Here is a 21499-nt window from a genome sequence, read left to right as displayed (position 1 = left end):
AAGGTTAATAAAAAATGCAATTTCATATAACACAAGGACAATTAGGTACAAGACCTCCAGTTGTAAAGCCAGATCCAAAGGTTTTAGAATTCTTAGGAGAAGATGGAATGAGAAAGCTAATTTCTGATCATTATGATTTATTAAGAGTTAGTAATATAAAAGGATTATTTCCACCAAGTGATGCAGGATTTGAACTAGCAAAACAACACTCAGCTGATTTTTTTATCCAAATCTGTGGAGGACATCCATATTTTAATGAAAATAGAGGTGCCCCTATGATGGCAGCGCGACATCAACCATTTGCAATTACACAAGAAGCAAGAAGAATATGGTTAGAATCATACATTCTAGTTTTAACACCACTTGATATGCCTGATGATTTAAAACAATCATTTTGGAATTACTTAGATATATTCTCAATTTGGATGATGAATACTCCTGGAGATTAATAAAAGTAGGCTTGCCTATTTTTATTAAATAATATTTTTTATCCCTAATTTATCAATATTCTTTTTACTTTAATAACTTTTATAATAAAGAATTTGATATGATGATAAAGTTATTTACAATCAGGATATATTATGTCAAAAACTTTTAAAAATTATATATTTTCAAGGCAAATTCTTTTAGTCTCTATTATTTTCTTAATATGTTTTTTATTTAGTACTTATTTACATACAACTCTTACAAAACAAGAAGCCTTAAATCATTCAAAAGCCATATCAAATCAAATTTTTTCTTCTATGTTTCAAGTAATGAAAAAAGGATGGAGTAAAGATGATGTTAATATTTTCACAAAATCATTAGAAGATAATTTTGTAAGTAGTAATTATGAAATAAATATATATAGATCCCAAAAAGTAAAAGAAATTTTTGGTGAAATAAATGAAAAAGCAAAAGACAAAACATTAGTGGATATTTTAAATGGAGATGCTAAAAATTTTGAAAGTTTTGAAAATAATATAGTAAGAACAATAATGCCTCTTATTGTAAAACCAGATTGTATGGCTTGTCATACAAATGTAAAAGAAGGTGATATTCTAGGCGTATTAGAAGTAAAACAAGACTTAAATTCAATTTTTTCTGAATCAAAATATCAATTTATTGCATTTTTCTTAATAATTATTCCTCTATTTTATATAACAGCATTTTTATCTTCAAGATATACAAGTAAACAAATAGTTGATAACTTAATACTTTTTAATGATAAGGTTAAAAAAATAAATTCAGTTCAAGATTTTAGAGAATTTGATTCAAAAAATATTGATTTACACTTCAAAGAATTTAATGAAATACTTATCAATGTGCATTTAATGGCAGATAAATTAAAAGAAATTGCTGTTGATAAAGAGTTATTAGAGTTTGAGGTAAAACTTTTAGATAAATTTATTATTACATCAGATGTTGTAAAAGATTGGAAAGAGTATATTTGTGATTTATTAATTGAAATAAACAAAATCATGGAAACTTATACACTCATAACTATTTTTAGAGTTGGAGAAGATCAATTTGAAGTTGATATTTTTTGGTTAGGAATGCCAAAAGAAGAACAAAAAAAAGTTTTTGAAAAACATATAAATAAAACAATAAAAGATTCTGAGTATTTCCAAGGGATGACAGACTTTGTTATTAAACATATCATTGCTAATAGAAATAATTGTTTAAATGAATTAAAAGAAGAGGAAATAGAATATCGTACTAAATCTTTATTTTTAGATAGTCCTAAAATTGGAGGAATAGTTGGAATTGGCTTACAATCTGCTTTTTCAAATGATCCTATTAGATATATAGTAATTGATTCAATTTTAACAACCATGGCAAACCTTGTAGGTTCTGTTAAAGCTATTCATAAATATACACAAGATTTGGAATATTATGCAGCAAGGGATCCATTAACTGATTTGTTTAATCAAAGAGTATTTAATGACATGATGAGTTATGAAATAAAAAGAGCTAATCGTCATGAATATCCATTTTCTTTAATGATTATAGATTGTGATAATTTTAAACCTATTAACGATAATTTTGGCCATGCTTTTGGAGATAAATTTTTACAAACAATTGCAAATATATTAGAAGAAGAAAAGAGACCTGAAGATTTTGTTGCTAGATATGGTGGAGATGAATTTACAATTATACTTCCTGAATGTGATGAAAATGGAGCATTAACTGTTGCAAAAAGAATATCAAAAAGAATAGAAAATGAAAAACTAATAGCTCCTGATAACTCAAGAGTTGGTCTTACAATTTCAACTGGAATCTGTGTATATCCAACACATACTATGTCACAAACAGATATGTTTATAATTGCTGATACAATGATGTATCAAGCAAAAGAAGAAGGTAAAAATTCTATTAAAATTCCTGATCAAAAAGATGTATCTGAGATTTTAAAAACTAATCAAGAAAAATCATCACTTCTTATTAGAGCCATTGAAAATGATCAAATAGAAGCATATTTCCAACCAATAAAACCATCATCTATAAATGATGATTTAGTAATTCATGAACTGTTAATGAGAATAAATCAAGATGGCAGAATTGTTTCTGCTTTTGAATTTATTGAAATTGCAGAAGCTAGAGGCTTAATAAATACTATGGATTTAATGGTTATAGAAAAAGCCTTTAAAAAAATAAAAGAGACAAATTATCAAGGAATATTATTTATAAACTTATCTCCAAAATCACTAATTATGGGAGATTTTATCAATAAAATAAATAATTTTGTCAATACCTATGAAATAGTAAAAGAGCATATAGTATTTGAAATTACAGAAAGAGAAACTGTAAAAAATTTTTCATTATTAGAAAAATTTGTTCATGCATTAAAAGTAGAAGGGTATAAATTTGCTATTGATGATTTTGGTTCAGGGTTCTCCTCATTTCACTATATAAAAAAATTCCCAATTGATTACATCAAAATAGATGGTGATTTTATTATAAATATTGATAAAGATATCAAAGATAGAGCTTTTGTAAATAGTATAGTAACACTAGCAAAAGAGCTAAATATTAAAATAATTGCTGAATTTGTAGAAAGTCAAGAAATAGTTGAAATTTTAGATGTTTTAGAAATAGATTACTATCAAGGTTATCATATTGGAAAACCAATAGATAAATTTATCTCTTTAAAATAAAAGATAAAAAAAGTATAAAATAGTACTAGAAAACTAGTACTATTTAAAATATTTATTTTTTATTTGTTGAAATACCTGGTTGTTCAGGTGTTCCCACATAATCATCAGGAAGAGATGTTGTTTTAAAATAAGCAATTACAGCTCCAACAAGCAAACAAAAAACAACAATTAATCTAACTGTATTTCTTTTTTGTTTTGATTCATTTCCATTATAATCGTCTATTTTATCTAAACTTGGTTCATTATTAAAATTACTCATAATTTACTCCTTTGTATTTTCCATAAGTATATCTAATAATTTCTTATATTAATAATTATAATATAAACTTATATTAGTGAAACCATTAATTGATTTACAGTAACTGTAATATCTTTAATATCCTTATTTTCTTTTACCATAAAAGTATCCAAGTGATCTCTTATTTTATAAAATTTTTCTTTTTCATTTGCTATAAAATTTGAAAAAGCAACATCAGGTGCTTCATTTACCCTTTGAAATTCTAAAATCTTCTTAGTATAATGAACAACAATATATTCAATAAATTGTAAAACTTGATTTCGTAAAGCCATATCACTTGCATTTACGATTTTGATTTTATTTAAAGCAACTATAATATCTAAAATATTAAACTCATGAATTAAAGAATAAAACAATACTATTACATCTTTAAATGAATGTGGTGTATTCTCTTTTATAATAATAGCTGCAATTGCAAATCGTAGATAATCTATAACACTATAAAATTTATTAAAGTCATCATCACCTTGTATTATTACTTCAACTTTTTGCTTATGAACTTCAGATAATAGTGCAAATAGCTCTGATTTATGATCTAAAATATGTACTGAATCTAGCTGATTCTTTTGAAGATATTTAACCATCCATTTTGTACTTGAATATAAAACATATTCTAATTTATTTATCAATTTATATTGTTTCTCAATAGGCATAATTGCATCTTGTGCATATATTTTTTCTCTAATTTCCCTTGATCCAAATAATAGTTTTACTACTAAATATGATTTTATTTTTAATAAAAACTTTTCATTTCCAATTTTTTTATAATCTGAAATAAAAGTAATACCTTGATTATTTATAACAATATCAGCCATCATTGTTGCTATTATTTCTCTTTTTAATGGATGATGTGCAATTTGTTGTTCATAAGCTCCAACAAATGATTTTGGGAAATATCTATATAGATATTGTTCTGAAAATGCTTCATCTACAAGTGCTGAATTTAGTATTATTTTTTTTAGGAAAATTTTACTATAAGAAAGCAGTGAACCTAAAACTGGTCTTACAATAGAATCATTTATATCAATAATATCACTTATATTTTCATTTTTAGGAATATAAAAATCTCTTCTATTAAATGCCTCTACTTCACTTTCTAAAGTTTCAATTACTTTTATATAATCATTAGGATATTTTCTTGAAAATCGTTCATCAATAGATATTATACAAGCTTGGTCATAGTTACTTTGAAGTACTAAATCAACAACCGCTTGAGTAAGAGATTGTAAAGTATCACTTGTTTGTTGCTCACTTAAAATACCTTGATTTTTTATAATATTCAGTAATATTTTTAAATTCACTTCATGATCTGAGGTATTAACGCCAGCTGCATTATCAATAGCATCTTGATTTATTCTTCCACCGTTTAAAGCAAACTCTATTCTTGCTTTTTGGGTAAATCCTAAATTTCCACCCTCACAAACTATTTTTGCTTTTAATTCACTTGCATCAACTCTTACAGCTTCATTTTGCTTATCACCTAAATCAAGATTATTTTCATCACTTGCTTTTACATAAGTTCCAACTCCACCATTAAATAGTAAATCCACATCAAGTATAAGAAGTTTTTTACATAATTCTTCCCCTGAAATTGTTTTTTTAGTACACTTTATGAGTTTTTGAATTTCAGGACTTAACTCTATTTGTTTCTCATTTCTTTTAAAAATTCCTCCACCTTTTGAGATTAGACTGATATTATAATTTTCCCAACCACCTTTTTGTGATTCAAAAAGTCTTTTTCTCTCAAGATATGATTTTTCAATATCAGGCTTCGGATCGATAAAAATTTCCCTTTGAGAAATGGCAGCTAAAAGTTTGAACTTTTTAGATTCCATCATTCCATTTCCAAAAACATCTCCACTCATAGAACCTATTCCAACAACAGAAATTTCTTCTTTGTGAATATCAATACCCTCTTCAATAAAAAACCTTTGTGTAGAAACCATAGCACCTTTGGCTGTTATTCCTAAATCTTTATGTCCAAAACCATTACTTCCACCACTTGCAAAAGCATCACCCAACCAAAAATCTCTTTGTTTTGATATGGCATTTGCAATATCACTCATAGATGCAGTTCCCTTATCAGCAGCAACTACAAAATAAGCATCATCTTCATCATAACAAACAACATCTGGATTTTTTACAATTTTACCATCAATCATATTATCAACTAAATCTAAATTTGCATTTATAAATAAAGAGTAAATTTCTGTAAAAAACTCTTTTGAAATTTCGCTTGAATCTTTGTTTATTACAAAGCCACCTTTAGCACCATCTGGAATAATAATAGAGTTTTTACCTTCTTGTGTAATCATAAGTGATTTTACTTCTTGTCTATAATCTTCATGTCGGTCTGACCATCTAAGACCTCCCCTTGAAATCTTTGACATTCGTAAGTGAACTCCATAGAAATCCCTATGATAAATAAAATTTTCCAAATTTGGTTGTAATCCTTTTAAATCTTTTCCGAAACTTTTTGTATCTATTTTAAAAGATAAAGTCTCTTTATTTAAAAAATAGTTTGTTCTTAAAAGTGATTTTAAAAAATGTAATGTTAGATTTAAAATCTTATCATCTAATATTTGAGGTACTTGTTTTATTTTCTCTTTTATCTCATCTTCAATTTTTAATAATAAATCTTGTTTATTTTTAATTTTAGGATCAAATTTCGTAAGAAAATACTCAACAAATAAAGCGGTAATTGAATGATGCGCTGTAAATGCATTTAAAATAGCTGCTGAATTAATAGTAAGAACTGCTTGGTCAATATACTCAATAAATGCTCTTAAAATCATTATTTTTCTAAAGTTTAAATTTTGCTCATAAACCAAAGAAAAAGCTTTTGAATGTTTTACAGTTGGATCTTGTAAGGATTGAGTAATAATTATTTCAATATTATCTTTTGCAATTTCAAGCTTTTTTAAATCAGAAATATTTAAATTAAATCTCGAAATAAAAATTAAATCTTTTTCATGGGCAACATTATATGTTACCTCATCAATTATTTCAAATCCAATATTATGTAATAGTGGTGTTATATGGGATAAAAAAAGTTGTTCTTTTGAAAAAATTTTAATATATTTTGAATTTTTATTATCTATTATTTTTGTTACTATTCTATCTTTTAGAACCTGAGTAAAAAGTTTTTCATCAACATTTAGATCATCATTTGTCAAAATCTGAGAACAAACTGCATTTATATCATTTGTAGCCATATTTAAGTCCTTCTAAGTAGTGTTATTAACAATATACTACTCTTAATAACTTAAATAGTTGTTAAATAAATGATTATTTATATAGGTGTATTTTTTTTAAACAGCTTTTATTTCACATATCTTAGCATTTAGTAATTTTTGTAAATCTTTTGGTTTAACTTCTATATCAAGTCCTCTTTTTCCACCACTTATGAAGATAGTTTTAAATTTATTTACACTCTCATCAAGAACAGTTTTTAATAATTTTTTTTGTCCTAAAGGTGATATACCACCAAGTAAATATCCTGTTACTTTTTGAGCTTCATCTTTATTTGCCATCACAGCTTTTTTTACATCAAAAGCACTTGCAACCTCTTTTAAACTTAGCTGATTTGATACAGGTAATACGCAAACAACTAATTCCCTTGGAGTTAATTCTACTAAAAGTGTTTTATACACTTGATTTGCATCTAAACCTAACATTTCAACCGCTTCATTTCCAAAATCTGTACACGCAGGGTCATGGTCATATTTGTGAATTTTAAAATCACATTTGTTCTTTTTGAGTAAATTAATTGCAGGTGTCATTTAGTAAAAATTCCTTCTTTATAATCTCTTCACCATTTAATAAAATAGATATATAATGAATTCCTAAATAGTGTTTTCTAGTTGTCATATTTTTAAAGCTTTGTTTTTTTGTAAATTTTTTTGAACTCGATTTTATCTCATTTTGACTTATCATAAAGATTTTTTTGTTATGTGTATTATTTGATTTTAAATAGTCAATAGCATATTCAACTCTAATATTTCCTAGGTCTTCCAAAGCTGTTAATTCAAATGAAAAATTTAAATGACCATCTATTTTAACAATAGAATCATAAGAAAAATTTGTGATATTTATATGATATGATTTATTAAAATCAAAAAGTTTTAAAATCTGTTTATCAGCTTTTTTAAGAAGTGTTCTGCTTGCATGTTTACAAATCCAATCAAGCTCTTTTGAAACTCCAAGATTTGTCTTTACAAAGTCAATTACTAAATGTGGATTATCTTTTGAAATATCATTTAGATTATTTGCCACTGATTTTCTAACATATAAACTTTTGTCATTTTTTAAAAGTTCTATTATTTCAAGTACTTTTGTGGGGTCTTTTTTAAACTTTTGTAAAGCAATAGCCCAAGGAAGTCTAGGTCTGCAACCTTCACTTGATAATCGTCTTAAATGTTCATTTGAACTTTGAGCCCAAACTTTCATTTGATTCATAGTTTTATCTTCATATTTTAAAATAAACTGCCTAATAGCAAACTCACTGCTAGAATCTTGTGTGAAAATCTCTAAAGCTTTCATAGAAGACTCAAAATCATCAAGCCCATAAACCTCAACAAAATCTTGAAAAAACATAGCTTCAAATGAAGAAAACTCTTTTGATACTTCTTTTAAAATTTCAAGTTGTTTTGTATATTGCAAAGGTAGATATTTATTTAAAGTTATAGCAATATGACGCATTCGAGCTTTTAGTTCTAAGTTTTGCCAAGTATTATCAAAAATAGAGTTTATAAAATTATTTTCATCAAACTTTTTATAATTCTCTTTTATTTTAAAAACTAAATTTTTTATATATTCTTTTGTATATACATTTTTTAATTGTTCAGCCATATTTTCTTCTTTTTAAATTAGTTTAGATATTAAATCATTTACACTTATATCTATCTTAGAAAAGAACTTATACTTATAATGTCTTTACAAAAGTATTTAAACATAATCATTTTGAATATAATTTTTTTAAATTAACAGAACTATTTCCTAATTTATCCTATAATTCACAAATCAAATAAATACAAAATATTAGGAAAACTCATATGTCTTATAGAACTTTACAAGAAGAAATAAAAGTATTAGAGCAAGGATTACCTCCCGTTGAAGGTGATGGTTTTATTGGTGGGAGATTAGACCCTCAAGAGGCTAGTTTAATTTTAATTCCCGTACCATGGGAAGCTACAGTTTCATATGGTGAGGGAACAGCACTTGCTCCTGATGCTATGAGACTTTCAAGTCATCAACTTGACGTTGAAACTTATCATTATATTAAACCTTATACAGCTGGTATTGCTATGCTTGATACTGATAAAAGATTACTAAAACTTAGCAATAAAGCTAGAAAAAAAGCAAAAAAAGTTATTGATGCACTTGAGAATGGTAAAAAAAGTAAAAAAGCTTTAAATTTTGTAAATGAAGCTTCTATCACATTAAATAATGCCGTTTATGAAAAATCAATCGAACAACTTAATAATGGAAAATTTGTAGGAGTTGTTGGTGGTGACCACTCATCTCCTTTGGGACTTTTAAAAGCTTTAAATGATACTCAAAATGAGCGTTTTGGAATCTTACATGTTGATGCTCACCATGATTTAAGAAAAGCATATGAAGGATTTACATACTCTCATGCTTCTATTTTTTATAATGCAATGAATGAATGTGACAAAATTTCTAACTTAGTTCAATTTGGAATTAGAGATTATAGTAATGAAGAAGCTCAAACACTAATAGATTATGGATATAGAGCTTCATGTTTATATGACACTGATATGCAACAACAATTAGCGTGGGGAGTTTCTTTAGAAAATGTTTTTTCACCATATATAAATCAATTACCACAAAATGTATATCTATCAATTGATATTGATGGACTTGAGCCATTAAACTGCCCAAATACAGGAACACCAGTTCCAAGTGGTTTCAGATATGGTGAATTAGAACACCTAATCTTTATGATTGTAAGAAGTGGAAGAAATATCATAGGCTTTGATTTATGTGAAGTTGGTGATAGTGAAAATGGTTGGGATGCAAATGTTGGTTCTAGAGTTTTATACCAACTTTGTGGAGCATTATTGGCAAGTCAAGGTAAAATACCTTATAAATAATTCTAAACAAAAAATTAATACTTTTACTATATACTTGAAACTAACAAGTCAATAAAAAGAGGTACACAATGAAAAAATATGATTTAATAATTATTGGAGCAGGACGAGCTAGTAATCTTGCTGCCACTGCTGGGAAAGCTGGTAAAAAAGTTGCTATAATTGAAAAATCTACTTTAGGAGGAACTTGCCCAAATAGAGGTTGTGTACCTTCAAAACTATTATTAGGTTATGCACACGTTGCAAATGCTATAAAAGAATCAGAAAGACACTTTATAGACTCATCTATAAATAGTATTGATATTAAAAAAATATTTGAAAAAACAAATAATTATATTTCAAAAATAGATGGTATATATGAAAATAAATTTAATGAAAACGTAGACATATACAAAGGTATCGGCTCTTTTGTTTCTAATAATGTTATCAAAGTAAATGATGAGCAATTAACAGCTCCTAAAATCGTAATTGCTACTGGCACAAAACCTATAAAAGCGCCACATGAAAAAGCTTGGACTAGTGATGATATCTTTCCTTTACTTGGTGATATTCCAAAGTCTATTACTATTGTTGGAGCTGGCTTTATTGCATGTGAGCTTGCAAGCTTTTTTTCAAGCGTTGGAATTAAAACTACTCTACTAGTTAGAAGTCAAAGAATTTTAAGTAATGAAGATGAAGATATATCTGCAATTTTTAAAGATGAATTTAGTAAAAAAATGAATATTTTATTTGATACAGCAATCAAAACTACAAAGTATGAAAATAATCAATTTAATCTTATTCTTGAAAGTAAAGATGCAACAACAAAAGAACATCAAAGTGATGCCCTACTTTATGCAACAGGAAGAGAATCAAATACAAATTCACTAAATCTAGAAAATACATCTATTCAAATAGATGAAAGAGGTTTTATAAAAAGAGATAAGTTTTTTGAGACAAATGCAAAAGGAGTTTATGTAGTAGGTGATGCATCTGGAAAACATATGCTTCAACACGCAGCTGCTTATGAAATAAATCATTTAGGAAAGATTTTATTAGAAGATTGCAAAGAAGCTTTACAATTTAAATATATGCCACATGCTGTTTTTACAGAACCTGAAATAGCAAGTGTTGGAATAACAGAGCAAAAAGCAAAAGAACAAAATATAAAATACGTTACAAGTACTACAAACTGGTTAGCAAGTGCAAAAGCCATGTCCACGAGACTTCATTATCCAGTAACTAAGTTTCTTATAAACCCAGAAAATTATGAGATTTTAGGATGTCATATGATAGGGCCTGAGAGTTCTACTATGATGCATCAAGTATTAGCAGTAATGCATATAAATAATGATGTAAGACATTTAAAAGAAATGCTTTATATTCATCCAGCATTGAGTGAGGCATTACTTCCAGCTTCTGTTGAAGCTGTAAAAGAAGTGGAAAAATATAATAATCTTTAAATACTTATTTAAGAGATATAGTACAAATCATAGTAAAAAAGATGCTTAAAAAACATTGTGACTATTTTTTAAGCATCAAAAAAGTAATCTACTTTTTAATCTTTTGAACTTAAACTATAAATATTTCCACTATCCGTAGAAATATATATTTTTCCATCAGGAGATTGAATTACATTTCTTATTCTTTCATTTAACTTTTCTAATAATCTCTCTTCTTTTATTACCTTGTTGTTTTTATCGAGAACAATTCTATTTAAATGCATTAATTTTAAAGCTCCTGAGAAAATATTGCCATTCCATTTTTTAAATAAATCTCCATTATAAACTATAAGTGAACTAGGTGCAATTGAAGGATCATAATATTTTATTGGTTGTTGCATTCCTTCTTTAAAAGTTGATTCCCCTACAGGAAAATTATTCCAATACTCTTTTCCATATGAGATTATAGGCCAACCGTAGTTTTCAGCTTTTTCAATGAGATTTATTTCATCACCACCTCTTGGTCCATGTTCAATACTCCACATTTTAGAAGTTTTTTTATCATAAAAAAGCCCTTGAGGATTTCTATGTCCATAAGAGTATATTTCAGCTAATGCATTTTTTTGATTGATAAAAGGATTGTCAGGAGGAATTGAACCATCAAGATTAAGTCTGATTATACTTCCTGCATGATTTTCTAAATTTTGTGAATTCTCTCTAACACCTCTGTCTCCTATTGAAAAAAATAGATGACCATTTTCATCAAATGTAATTCTACTTCCAAAGTGTCTTGTAGTATCAAAAAAAGCTTTACTTATAAATAAATCTTTCCAGTTTGTTAGTTTATTATTTTGAAATTTTGCACTTGCAAGTACCGTTGTAGTTTTGCCATTTATTTCTTTTACATAAGTAAAAAAAAGTTGATTATCTTTTGAAAATTTTGGACTTTTTTGAACATCTAATAAGCCACCTTGTCCAGAATAATTTAAGTTCTGATTTTTTGGAATATTAAAAATATCTTTAATTTCTTTTGTTTTAGTATTTAAAATACCAATATTCCCAGTTTTAACAGTAAATAAAAGTTCATCATCAGAGATAAAAGTCATACCCCAAACAACACCTAAATCAGAAGCTATTTTTTCAACTGTAATATTTGCATCTTCACTTTTGTATTGAATAGTTTGAGAAAATAAAAAAGCTGGTAATAATATATATAGATAAATAAAATGCATTGTTTTTCCTCTAAATACATAATTTTATTTATTATATAATATCAATTTGAAATTTATATTAATTCTTTAAAAATATAAAAAACTTATTTATCCAAAGATTTAACACATCTTATATAAAATTTATCTACCATTAACTCTCTATTAAAAGCTCCTGATAAAAAGTTCACAACAAAAGCTTCCCCACTTGCTCCATGTCCAAAAGTTTTACTTGACCAGTAATTATCAGATACAAAATATTTGAACTCTTTTGGCAATGTTGGATTATAAGATTTTGTATCTACAATAGAAAATAATTCTAAAAAATTTGGCATCTGCCAATTTTTGTACCCATCAAGTTCAAGATTTTGACAATAATTTTGCGCTTCTAAAAAATCTTTTCTTATTATCGTACCTTCTTTTGTATCCTGCCATAACAAGTTTGTTTTTGAATCTTTTAAAGTAGATTCGCTTTGTTTTACCATTTGCGCATTTAAGCAAGTAAGTAAACTAACAAAAATTATAATTTTCAATATTTTCATAAAATAACCTTATAATAAAAATTTGAATTTATTATAACCTACTTGATTTCAAATAATATTGATTATAATCAAAGAATGAAATATGTACTTAGAATTTTATCTTATATAATTCAATGATTTCTTTTTGAGTTAATTCTTGTTTTTTTTCATCAGAAATTTTTTTTATTACTTTTCCAAATTCTATCTCTTCTTCTTTTGTCATCTTCACACCAAAGAACTCACTTATGATAAAACTCACTCCGCCTTTTCCTGATTGAGAATTTATTCTAATTACTTTTTCATAATCTCTATTTATATCTTTAGGGTCAATTAATAAATATGGCACATTCCATTCTTTACAATCTTCAGTTCTATAAAAATCCATTCCTTTTTTGATAGCATCTTGATGACCTCCACTAAATGCTGTAAATATCATCTCTCCCACATATGGATGTCTTATATGAGTTTTTATATTTGTTGTTTTTTCAAAAAAATCTTTTACTTTATCTATAAAAGTTAAATTCAAATCTGGATTGATTCCTTGAGAATAGATATTAAAAGCAAAAGTAATTAAATCCAAATTCCCAGCTCTCTCCCCATTTCCAAATAAAGTTCCCTCTACTCTATTTGCACCTGCTAAAATTGCCATTTCAGCTGAGGCGATGGCTGTTCCTCTATCATTGTGAGGATGAACACTAACTATCAAAGATTCTCTATTATTTAAATTATTACACATCCACTCTATTCTATCTGCATAAATATTTGGCATACAAGCTTCTAAAGTATTTGGTAAATTTATTATCATTTTATTTTTTGTATTTGGGTTCACTACTTTTATAACTTCATTACAAATTTTAACTGCAAAGTCTAAATTAGTTTGAGAAAAACTTTCAGGCGTATACTCATATATAATTTCACCCTCAAAATCTTTTGTTAATTCTTTTAAATACTTCATTCCCTCAACAGCCATAGCAATAATCTCTTCATCACTTTTTTGAAAAACTACTTTTTTTTGAAACTCATTTGTTGGATTATATAAATGAAAGATTCCTTTCTTTACTCCTATCATAGCCTCAACACTTTTTTTAATCCACTCTTTTTTTGCTGGAATTAAAACTTGAATAAAAACATCATCTGGCACTAAGTTTTCTTCTATTAATTTTCTAGTAAAATTAAAATCTGTATCACTTGCACTTGGGTAACTAACTTCTATATTTTTAAATCCCATTTTAACAAGCTGATTAAAATACTCTATTTTTTGCTTTACTGTCAAAGGATTTACTAAGGCTTGATTTCCATCCCTTAAATCTACACTACAATAAATTGGTGCTTTTGATATAGTATTATTTGGCCATCTTCTATTCATATTTTCGACAATAGGATATTGTCTATATTTTTTAAAACTCATCTTTTATTCTCCATATATATTATTGGTAAAATTGTTTAAAACCTATTTGGTTTTATATCTTTAGTATTGAAATTGTATTAAATTGAAAGAATTAGAGAAGAGGAAGTAAAGAATTTAAAGTAATTTTTTTATTTGTTATATATGTATCTATCATTTGATTCTCCTGCTAAATTTGTTGAAGTATAACAATAAAAGAAAATTAAATCTTGTACAAAATTAACATTTAGAAAAAATATGTTTTTGATACTCTTTTGGTGTGATTTGAAAGATTCTTTTAAAACTCCTATTTAGATGGCTTTGATCAAAAAAACCACTATTTTGAGCTATTTGAATAATAGGCATATTAAAAGATAATAGCTCTTTAGCTTTTTGTACTTTTTTATTTAAAATATAAGAATGAATAGGTAAACCAAACTCTTTTTTAAAAACTCGAATTAAATGAACAACTGTTAAATCAAATTTCAAAGCTAAATCATTTAAGATAAATTCTTCGAGGTAATTTTCATCTAAGTATTTTTTAATATCTAAAGCCAATAATGATTCTTTTTCTATATTTATTTGCTTTGATTCAAAAGAAAAAAAAGCTAAACAAAAAGAATAAAACATTTCCTCTTTTTCAAGTAAAGATACTTTTTTATCTAATAAACAATCACATATTTTTATAAAATTTTTATATATATTTTTATCTTTAATTATTTCATAAGAGCTAGTAAAATTAAAATCTATATTCTTTAAATACTCTTTTTTTAGATAAATAACATAGCCATTTTTTGATTCTTTATTTAAAGATGCTAAATGTGGAATATGATTGTTTATAATAACTATTTCATTTGGTAAAAATTCAAATGAACTTTCATTAAAAATCAAATTTAATGAACCTTTTTTAATAGCAAATATTGTTAATTCTTCATGGGTATGAGTTTTAGAGCAAGGAGTTACATCCTCTAAATACAGTAGTTCTATAAAGTCTAATTTATCATTTTTAAAAATATCTGATTTCATATATTAATAAAAAGAGTATGAAAATACATACTCTTTTCTTTTTCTATCCTAAATTTTCTGCTACATAATCCCAATTTACAAGTTTCCAAAAGTTTTCTAAATAAGCAGGTCTTGCATTTCTAACATCGATGTAATAAGCATGTTCCCAAACATCGCACACTAAAAGTGGTTTTAAATTATCAGCAAGTGGTGTTTGTGCATTCGGTGTTGTTACTATTTTTAGTTTTTGAGCATTATCTTGAACTAACCAAGCCCAACCTGAACCAAAATGTCCAATTGCTTTTGCTGTAAACTCTTTTTTAAATTCATCAACAGAACCAAAACATCCAACCAATGCTTCTTCCAATCTTTCAGGTATAGCGCTTTGATTAGGAGTTAATCCCTTCCAGAAAAAATCATGATTATAAACTTGTGCTGCATTATTAAAAATAGCACCTTCTGAATCATAAACTATTTCAAGTAAACTTTTATCTTTATATTTTGTATCTTCTATTAATTCATTTAATTTATTAACATATGTTTGGTGATGTTTTCCATAATGAAACTCTAGAGTTTCTTTTGACATCAAAGGAGCTAAAGCATCTAAAGCGTAAGGTAAAGTCATTAATTCGTGTTTCATTTTATATCCTTTTATATATTATTTTATTTTATTTGTGAACATTAAATTATAGTCAAATTTAATTAAATTATATCAACAATTAAAAAGGATTTGATTAAATTAAGATTTAAGAAAAAAAAGGAACAAAACCTTGTATGTTTTGTTCCAAGTCTATAAAGTATTATGCGAATGCAGGTTCTAAGAAAGGAATGATTTGTTTTTTTCTTGATAAACAACCATCTAACCAAACTTTTCCATCTACTAGTTTGCAGTTAAATGCTTTTTCAAAAATCGAAGCATCACTTGAAGATACTAAAACTTCAGAACCTTCTTTCATAATGTCTGTTAAAATTAAACAAGTTGTGTGTAAGTTATTTTCAATTCTTAATTTTTCTAAATCAGCTTGTAATTCATCTTTTACACTATCAAAAATAGCTAAATCGATAACTTCAAGTTGTCCAATACCTACTTTAGTTCCATGCATATCAAATGGTTTATAATCTCTTAAAATTAAATCTCTCACTGGTACACCCTCAACCGCTGATTTAACTTTAAACATCTCCATTCCAAGTGCTCCAAAATCTTCAACACCACAAATAGCAGCTAATTCTCTAACAGCTTTAATATCAACTTCAGTACATGTTGGTGATTTGAAAATTACAGTATCTGATAAAATTGCACACATCATAATTCCAGCAATATTAGCAGGAATTTCAACTTTATGATAATCATACATCTCTTTTACTATTGTATTTGTACAACCAACAGGTCTAATCCAACACTCTAATGGAGTTGAAGTTGTAATATCACCTAATTTATGATGATCTACGATACCTACAACTGTTGCTTTATCTATATCAGCTGGTGCTTGACCACGATCAGAATAATCTGTGATAAATAGTTCTTCACCTGCAAATTCAGTTTTTAATAATGGTGCTTCAAAACCAAATCTATCTAAAATAAATTGAGTCTCTGGACTTACAGGACCTTGTCTTGCTGGAATTGCTTCTCGTCCAATTTTATTTAATAAATATCCTAATGAAATCGCTGAACAGATTGAGTCTGAATCAGGAGTTGTGTGTCCACATGTATAAATTGCCATATAAAGTCCTAATTTTTATTAATTTTTGCCATTTTATCTAAATAAAAGTTATGTTACTTTTAAATAAAAAAATTAATAGCATAGGATAATGTAAAATAAGTCCGAGATATAAAATTATAAATCAAATATTCATTGGTAATGTAATAATAAACATGGCTCCAGTAAATCTCTTACCTTCAAATTCAAAATCTGTATTTTGCACGTTTAACTCACCATCCATATGTTTTGTTATAATTTCTTCTGACATATAAAGCCCTATTCCAGTACCTTGACTTTGGTGTTTAGTTGTAAAATATGGTTCAAAAACACGTTTAATAATATCTTCTTTTATTCCACCTGCATTATCTTTTATTTTTATAATTAAATTAGAATTTATTTGATGTATATCTATAAAAATATATTTTTCGCTAGGAACTAACTCTAAGGCATCCATTGCATTTTTAAATATGTTTAATAAAACTTGCAGAAACTCTCTTTCAAATCCATTTATAGATAAATCATCAATGTTTCTAATCACTTTTATTTGTTTATTATCCAATTGAATTTGAAGAAGTTTAAATGTTTTATCAAGTGCACTATTCATAGAAAAAAGACTTTTTTCTTTATCTGGTCTAAAAAAATCTCTAAAATCTTCTATTGTTTCACTCAAATGATATGCACTATTTTCTATATTGGTTAAAGAACTTAATAAAAAATCATCCTCTAAAACATCTAACTCTTTTTTTATTTTTATACCACTTGTTAAAATAGTAATTAAAGATAAAGGCTGTCTCCATTGGTGTGCAATATTTTCTAACATCTGTCCCATAGCAACCAATTTTGTTTTTTGTGCTAAAAGTTCATATTGTTTTTGATTTTCATCCATATAACTTTTTATATTAGCTTTATATGTATTTAATTTTTTTTCTATTATAAAAGAGATATAAAAAGATATACCTAATAAAATAAAAGTTGAAAGAAGAGAACCTAAAAATAGTTCTTTTACATTTTTTTCATAAGCAAGGGTTAATATCTCTTTTTCTTTATTAATTAAAACATCAATATCATCCTTATAAAAACCTGTACTAATTACCCAATCCCAGTTAGGAATAGTTCGTAAATATATAATTTTAGATTTTATATCAGTAGTATTTGGTTTATAAAAATCTAAAAATACATAGCCTTGAGACTCATTTATTACTTTTGATATTGCTTTTAAATTATTATTTTCATCTATAGCTTTTATTTTTTCAAAAGCATTTTTACCGATTAAATCTTTATTTATGTGACTAATATAATTATTGTTTTTATCTGTAACAATAATATAACTATTTTCCCCAAAACTAAATTTACTAATTTGTTTTATAACTTCTGCTTGTGTATTTTTTTTAAAATCTTCTATATACTCACCTGTTCCTATAAACCAATCAAGTTCATTTATGTTTTTGATAAAACCTATTTTTTTATATTCATGATCATCTGATTGTGTTTTTTTCCAATACCATATTTGATATGATTCATCACTATTTTTAAGTGAATCTAAAGATTCTTTTAAAGTATAAACACCTTGTGAATCTCGGTGTTTTATTAGGTTTTCATCTTCTAATTCTACATTTAAACCATGGAAAATATTTTTTCCATCTTTATCATAGATAAAAAAATAACCTCGATTATCGTTAAACTTCATATCTTTTATTATAGTTTTTATTAAAAGTGTTATTTCTTCTTTTGAGTATATATCTTTGTATTGATTATAAATATTTATAATTACTTTATGAATATCATAAATTTTTGTTTTAAGGCTTTTTTTTAGATTTTCTTCAGTACTATTTTGCTCATCAATAACATAATCATAAATATTATCAATTTGTTCTTTAATGAGTTGTTTTTTTTCGCTAATAAATTTTACTTCTGTTTCTTGTTTTATTTTCTCAAAAGCTGATTTATTTTCAAAATATAAAAAAGTGGTAAGTGAAATGGAAAGTAATAATATAATAATAGATAATAGATATCTAATTATAAATAATAATTTCTTCTCATTTGCTAAATACATAAGAACCCTTCTGTCTATGTTACTTATATTGTATATGAAAAAAAAGATCTTGTCAATTTAATTATCAAGTAAATATTAAGAAATTTCTTTAATATCCTAATTCTTCATTAACCAAAATAATGATGATTCTATCTTTATCATCAGCTTTTACCCAAGAAAATTTATTTGCAATATTTTCAAGATTGTACTTTGGTTCTTTACCCATTTCAATTGCTTTATTATTTATTCTATCAATATTTTTAACAGCAGCAACTTCCATAACTCTTTTGAAACCTGCTTCTAGATTTTCAACAATTTTATTAATTCCAACTATTGCTAAAATATTTTTAGGTCCATAAGAAAAAGCAGCAACTCTATTTCCACTTCCATCTGCATTTACAAGTTTTCCATCTTGTGTTAGAGCATTTGTACTTGTAACAAAAATATCAGAAACTAGACCTTGTCTTCTTCTGTGAATATTTTCATCCATAGAAATACCATCTTCATATTGATTAAAAAGCGTAATATCTTTTTTATTTACTAAGTATTCTAATAATCCAATCTCTTTTACACTTTCACTTCCACCAAGTCCAACACTCATATTAGCTTTTATAAATGTTTTTGATAGTTCAAGTGCTTCATCTTTTGTTTGTACAAAATGTACGGCATAACCGCAAGCTTTTAAAGTATTAATTAATTTTTCCATAATCTTTATCCTATATTTATAAATTGACATATTATTCAATTTATAAACTTAATTTTTAACTAAAAATTGCCCTACACTTCTGTCTTTTAAAAGTTTTGAGTGTTCTACTACAACTCCATGCATAGATAAATAAATTCCATTTTGAATTGGAGCATTTAAAAATCCAATAGCTTGTGAAAAATTCATAGTTGCTTCCACTTCATCAATACTCATGGGAACCATTGCTCCTGTAAAAACTATTTTTTTGCCATCAATTTTATCTTCAATAAACTTTGCAGTTAAATCAACAGTATCAGTTCCGTGAATTATGATAATTTTATCACTTGTACTGTTTTGTATCTCTTTTAAAATAGTCTCTCTATCTTCTTGTGTAAATTCTAAACTATCTTTTGAAACAATATTTTTAATATCAAACTCTACATTATGACAAGATTTTACAATCTTGTCTAATGCTATACTATCAAAAGGAACTTCAAGTAATCCTTTAATTGGATTATATCTTTTATTAAAAGTTCCTCCTGTATTTAATACAGTTATTCTCATTTAGTTTCCTTAATAAAGTTATTAACCATATTTTCAGGTTTTAATAATTCATCAAGTTCTTCTTTTGTAAATAATTCTTGTTCTAAAATAATATCGTATACTCTTTTATTTGCTTTTAGTGCTTCCTTAGCAAGTGCAGAACATTTTTCATATCCAATAATTGGATTTAAACAAGTTACAATAGTTACCGAATTTAAAATATTTTCCATACAAACATCTTCATTTGCAGTAATACCTTTAATACATTTTTCACCCAAAGAGTAAAATGCTCTTCTCATCATATTAATAGAATTAAATAGTTTAAAAGCAATTAATGGCTCAAATACATTTAACTGTAATTGTCCACCTTCACTTGCCATTGAAATAGTAACATCTGCACCAATCACTTCAAAAGCAACTTGATTTACAACTTCAGGCATAACAGGATTTACTTTTCCAGGCATTATTGAAGATCCAGGTTGCATTGGAGGAAGATTTATTTCATTAAATCCAGCACGTGGACCTGAACTTAAAAGTCTTAAGTCATTACAAATTTTAGATATTTTAATTGCAACACTTTTTAGCATTCCAGAGATATGTACAAATGAACCTGTATCTTGAGTAGCTTCAATTAAATCTCCAGCACTTATATAATCAACACCTGTTACTTCTCTTAAATTGCTAATAACTTTTCTTTGATAAGCTGCTTTTGTATTAATTCCAGTTCCAATCGCTGTTGCACCTAAATTTACTTCTTTTAATTGAGTTTGAACCTCTCTTAGTTTAAAAATATCATGATCTATCATAACAGCAAAAGTTTTAAATTCTTGCCCTAAAGTCATTGGAACAGCATCTTGAAGCTGAGTTCTTCCCATTTTTAAAACACCATTAAATTCAACTGCTTTTTCTTCAAAACAATCTCTTAAAAATCTTAATGAATCTTTTAGTTTGTAGATTAATTCATGTAAAGTTAGTTTAATAGCAGTAGGATAAACATCATTTGTAGATTGACTCATATTTATATGATTATTTGGATGAATAATATCATATGAACTTTTTGGTTTTCCTAAAATTTCTAAAGCTCGATTTGCAATAACTTCATTTGCATTCATATTTGTAGAAGTTCCAGCTCCACCTTGAATAGGATCTACTATAAATTGATCATGGAATTTTCCATCTATTATCTCATTACAAGCCTGTACTATTGCATCTTTTTGTATGTCAGTTAAATCACCTAATTCATAATTAGTTAAAGCACAAGCTTTTTTAACTTTTGCAAGTGATTTAATAAAATTTGGGAACAAAGATATATCTGTTTTAGTAATGTTAAAATTTTCTTTTGCTCTTAATGTTTGAATTCCATAATATTTGTCTGATGGAATCTCTTTTTCACCTAAAAAGTCTTTTTCAATTCTTAATAATTTTTCCATAAAAACCCTTTTAATTAATAAT

18 protein-coding genes are annotated in these 21499 nt (G+C 26.2%); 4 read left to right on the top strand and 14 right to left on the bottom strand.

What is annotated here, in order from left to right:
• The first annotated feature begins 14 nt into the window (after positions 1 to 14).
• Together ABVS04_RS06445 and ABVS04_RS06440 are read left to right on the top strand one after the other, a co-directional pair.
• Positions 15 to 449 (top strand): globin, encoded by a 435-nt coding sequence (locus tag ABVS04_RS06445; protein WP_368029844.1) that lies wholly within the window; start codon positions 15 to 17, stop codon positions 447 to 449.
• 132 nt (positions 450 to 581) lie between these two features.
• Positions 582 to 3137, top strand: coding sequence for a putative bifunctional diguanylate cyclase/phosphodiesterase (locus ABVS04_RS06440; RefSeq protein ID WP_368029843.1), 2556 nt, complete (start codon positions 582 to 584; stop codon positions 3135 to 3137).
• Between the two features lie 52 nt (positions 3138 to 3189).
• Here the strand turns inward: ABVS04_RS06440 and ABVS04_RS06435 are convergent, their stop codons facing one another.
• From ABVS04_RS06435 to ABVS04_RS06420, 4 genes are all read right to left on the bottom strand, one after another.
• The gene (locus tag ABVS04_RS06435) at positions 3190 to 3396 is read right to left on the bottom strand and encodes a hypothetical protein (RefSeq protein ID WP_368029842.1); all 207 of its coding nucleotides are present in this window, start codon (positions 3394 to 3396) and stop codon (positions 3190 to 3192) included.
• A gap of 68 nt (positions 3397 to 3464) precedes the next feature.
• Positions 3465 to 6650: an NAD-glutamate dehydrogenase domain-containing protein gene (locus ABVS04_RS06430; RefSeq protein ID WP_368029841.1), complete on the bottom strand. Its 3186-nt coding sequence runs from the start codon at positions 6648 to 6650 to the stop codon at positions 3465 to 3467.
• A 96-nt stretch (positions 6651 to 6746) separates the two neighbouring features.
• Positions 6747 to 7217: a Cys-tRNA(Pro) deacylase gene (gene ybaK / locus ABVS04_RS06425; protein ID WP_368029840.1), complete on the bottom strand. Its 471-nt coding sequence runs from the start codon at positions 7215 to 7217 to the stop codon at positions 6747 to 6749.
• Positions 7201 to 8286, bottom strand: a complete 1086-nt coding sequence (locus ABVS04_RS06420) for a DNA alkylation repair protein (protein WP_368029839.1) — start codon at positions 8284 to 8286, stop codon at positions 7201 to 7203. The genes ybaK and ABVS04_RS06420 overlap by 17 nt, the downstream gene beginning before the upstream one ends.
• A gap of 203 nt (positions 8287 to 8489) precedes the next feature.
• Between ABVS04_RS06420 and ABVS04_RS06415 the strand changes: the two genes are divergently transcribed.
• Positions 8490 to 9551 carry an agmatinase family protein gene (locus ABVS04_RS06415; RefSeq protein WP_368029838.1) on the top strand — a complete coding sequence of 354 codons (1062 nt, stop codon included), beginning with the start codon at positions 8490 to 8492 and terminating at the stop codon, positions 9549 to 9551.
• Between the two features lie 68 nt (positions 9552 to 9619).
• Complete coding sequence (locus ABVS04_RS06410) at positions 9620 to 10990, top strand: NAD(P)/FAD-dependent oxidoreductase (protein ID WP_368029837.1); 1371 nt, start codon at positions 9620 to 9622, stop codon at positions 10988 to 10990.
• A 95-nt stretch (positions 10991 to 11085) separates the two neighbouring features.
• Here ABVS04_RS06410 and ABVS04_RS06405 read toward each other — a convergent pair whose 3' ends face one another.
• The 10 genes from ABVS04_RS06405 to aspA all read right to left on the bottom strand — a co-directional run bounded on the left by ABVS04_RS06405 (position 11086) and on the right by aspA (position 21477).
• The gene (locus ABVS04_RS06405; protein WP_368029836.1) at positions 11086 to 12201 is read right to left on the bottom strand and encodes a PQQ-dependent sugar dehydrogenase; all 1116 of its coding nucleotides are present in this window, start codon (positions 12199 to 12201) and stop codon (positions 11086 to 11088) included.
• 83 nt (positions 12202 to 12284) lie between these two features.
• On the bottom strand, positions 12285 to 12719 hold the full coding sequence (locus ABVS04_RS06400) for a DUF1566 domain-containing protein (protein ID WP_368029835.1): 435 nt from the start codon (positions 12717 to 12719) through the stop codon (positions 12285 to 12287).
• A gap of 88 nt (positions 12720 to 12807) precedes the next feature.
• On the bottom strand, positions 12808 to 14106 hold the full coding sequence (locus ABVS04_RS06395; RefSeq protein ID WP_368029834.1) for a 2-isopropylmalate synthase: 1299 nt from the start codon (positions 14104 to 14106) through the stop codon (positions 12808 to 12810).
• 216 nt (positions 14107 to 14322) lie between these two features.
• Positions 14323 to 15108 (bottom strand): helix-turn-helix transcriptional regulator, encoded by a 786-nt coding sequence (locus ABVS04_RS06390; protein WP_368029833.1) that lies wholly within the window; start codon positions 15106 to 15108, stop codon positions 14323 to 14325.
• Between the two features lie 43 nt (positions 15109 to 15151).
• Positions 15152 to 15727, bottom strand: coding sequence for a superoxide dismutase (locus ABVS04_RS06385; protein WP_368029832.1), 576 nt, complete (start codon positions 15725 to 15727; stop codon positions 15152 to 15154).
• 160 nt (positions 15728 to 15887) lie between these two features.
• Positions 15888 to 16808, bottom strand: coding sequence for a manganese-dependent inorganic pyrophosphatase (locus ABVS04_RS06380; RefSeq protein ID WP_368029831.1), 921 nt, complete (start codon positions 16806 to 16808; stop codon positions 15888 to 15890).
• Positions 16809 to 16929: 121 nt separating this feature from the next.
• The gene (locus ABVS04_RS06375) at positions 16930 to 18840 is read right to left on the bottom strand and encodes a cache domain-containing protein (RefSeq protein WP_368029830.1); all 1911 of its coding nucleotides are present in this window, start codon (positions 18838 to 18840) and stop codon (positions 16930 to 16932) included.
• Between the two features lie 88 nt (positions 18841 to 18928).
• On the bottom strand, positions 18929 to 19525 hold the full coding sequence (locus tag ABVS04_RS06370) for a lactate utilization protein (RefSeq protein WP_368029829.1): 597 nt from the start codon (positions 19523 to 19525) through the stop codon (positions 18929 to 18931).
• A 48-nt stretch (positions 19526 to 19573) separates the two neighbouring features.
• Entirely contained in the window at positions 19574 to 20068 is a 495-nt protein-coding gene (locus ABVS04_RS06365) for an asparaginase domain-containing protein (RefSeq protein WP_368029828.1), read from the bottom strand.
• On the bottom strand, positions 20065 to 21477 hold the full coding sequence (aspA, locus tag ABVS04_RS06360) for an aspartate ammonia-lyase (protein ID WP_368029827.1): 1413 nt from the start codon (positions 21475 to 21477) through the stop codon (positions 20065 to 20067). The genes ABVS04_RS06365 and aspA overlap by 4 nt, the downstream gene beginning before the upstream one ends.
• Between the last annotated feature and the right edge of the window lie 22 nt (positions 21478 to 21499).

It is taken from the genome of Arcobacter sp. s6 (assembly GCF_040884245.1).
Taxonomy (GTDB): domain Bacteria; phylum Campylobacterota; class Campylobacteria; order Campylobacterales; family Arcobacteraceae; genus Aliarcobacter.
The sequence above is the reverse complement of the archived record's forward strand: the minus strand, read 5'-3'. Positions and strand labels throughout refer to the sequence as shown.

What these genes read in the sequence shown, in the direction of transcription:
- ABVS04_RS06445 (WP_368029844.1), top strand. Translation starts at nt 15, where the DNA reads ATGCAATTTCATATAACACAAGGACAATTAGGTACAAGACCTCCAGTT.
- ABVS04_RS06440 (WP_368029843.1), top strand. Translation starts at nt 582, where the DNA reads ATGTCAAAAACTTTTAAAAATTATATATTTTCAAGGCAAATTCTTTTA.
- ABVS04_RS06435 (WP_368029842.1), bottom strand. Translation starts at nt 3,396, where the DNA reads ATGAGTAATTTTAATAATGAACCAAGTTTAGATAAAATAGACGATTAT.
- ABVS04_RS06430 (WP_368029841.1), bottom strand. Translation starts at nt 6,650, where the DNA reads ATGGCTACAAATGATATAAATGCAGTTTGTTCTCAGATTTTGACAAAT.
- ybaK (WP_368029840.1), bottom strand. Translation starts at nt 7,217, where the DNA reads ATGACACCTGCAATTAATTTACTCAAAAAGAACAAATGTGATTTTAAA.
- ABVS04_RS06420 (WP_368029839.1), bottom strand. Translation starts at nt 8,286, where the DNA reads ATGGCTGAACAATTAAAAAATGTATATACAAAAGAATATATAAAAAAT.
- ABVS04_RS06415 (WP_368029838.1), top strand. Translation starts at nt 8,490, where the DNA reads ATGTCTTATAGAACTTTACAAGAAGAAATAAAAGTATTAGAGCAAGGA.
- ABVS04_RS06410 (WP_368029837.1), top strand. Translation starts at nt 9,620, where the DNA reads ATGAAAAAATATGATTTAATAATTATTGGAGCAGGACGAGCTAGTAAT.
- ABVS04_RS06405 (WP_368029836.1), bottom strand. Translation starts at nt 12,201, where the DNA reads ATGCATTTTATTTATCTATATATATTATTACCAGCTTTTTTATTTTCT.
- ABVS04_RS06400 (WP_368029835.1), bottom strand. Translation starts at nt 12,719, where the DNA reads ATGAAAATATTGAAAATTATAATTTTTGTTAGTTTACTTACTTGCTTA.
- ABVS04_RS06395 (WP_368029834.1), bottom strand. Translation starts at nt 14,106, where the DNA reads ATGAGTTTTAAAAAATATAGACAATATCCTATTGTCGAAAATATGAAT.
- ABVS04_RS06390 (WP_368029833.1), bottom strand. Translation starts at nt 15,108, where the DNA reads ATGAAATCAGATATTTTTAAAAATGATAAATTAGACTTTATAGAACTA.
- ABVS04_RS06385 (WP_368029832.1), bottom strand. Translation starts at nt 15,727, where the DNA reads ATGAAACACGAATTAATGACTTTACCTTACGCTTTAGATGCTTTAGCT.
- ABVS04_RS06380 (WP_368029831.1), bottom strand. Translation starts at nt 16,808, where the DNA reads ATGGCAATTTATACATGTGGACACACAACTCCTGATTCAGACTCAATC.
- ABVS04_RS06375 (WP_368029830.1), bottom strand. Translation starts at nt 18,840, where the DNA reads ATGTATTTAGCAAATGAGAAGAAATTATTATTTATAATTAGATATCTA.
- ABVS04_RS06370 (WP_368029829.1), bottom strand. Translation starts at nt 19,525, where the DNA reads ATGGAAAAATTAATTAATACTTTAAAAGCTTGCGGTTATGCCGTACAT.
- ABVS04_RS06365 (WP_368029828.1), bottom strand. Translation starts at nt 20,068, where the DNA reads ATGAGAATAACTGTATTAAATACAGGAGGAACTTTTAATAAAAGATAT.
- aspA (WP_368029827.1), bottom strand. Translation starts at nt 21,477, where the DNA reads ATGGAAAAATTATTAAGAATTGAAAAAGACTTTTTAGGTGAAAAAGAG.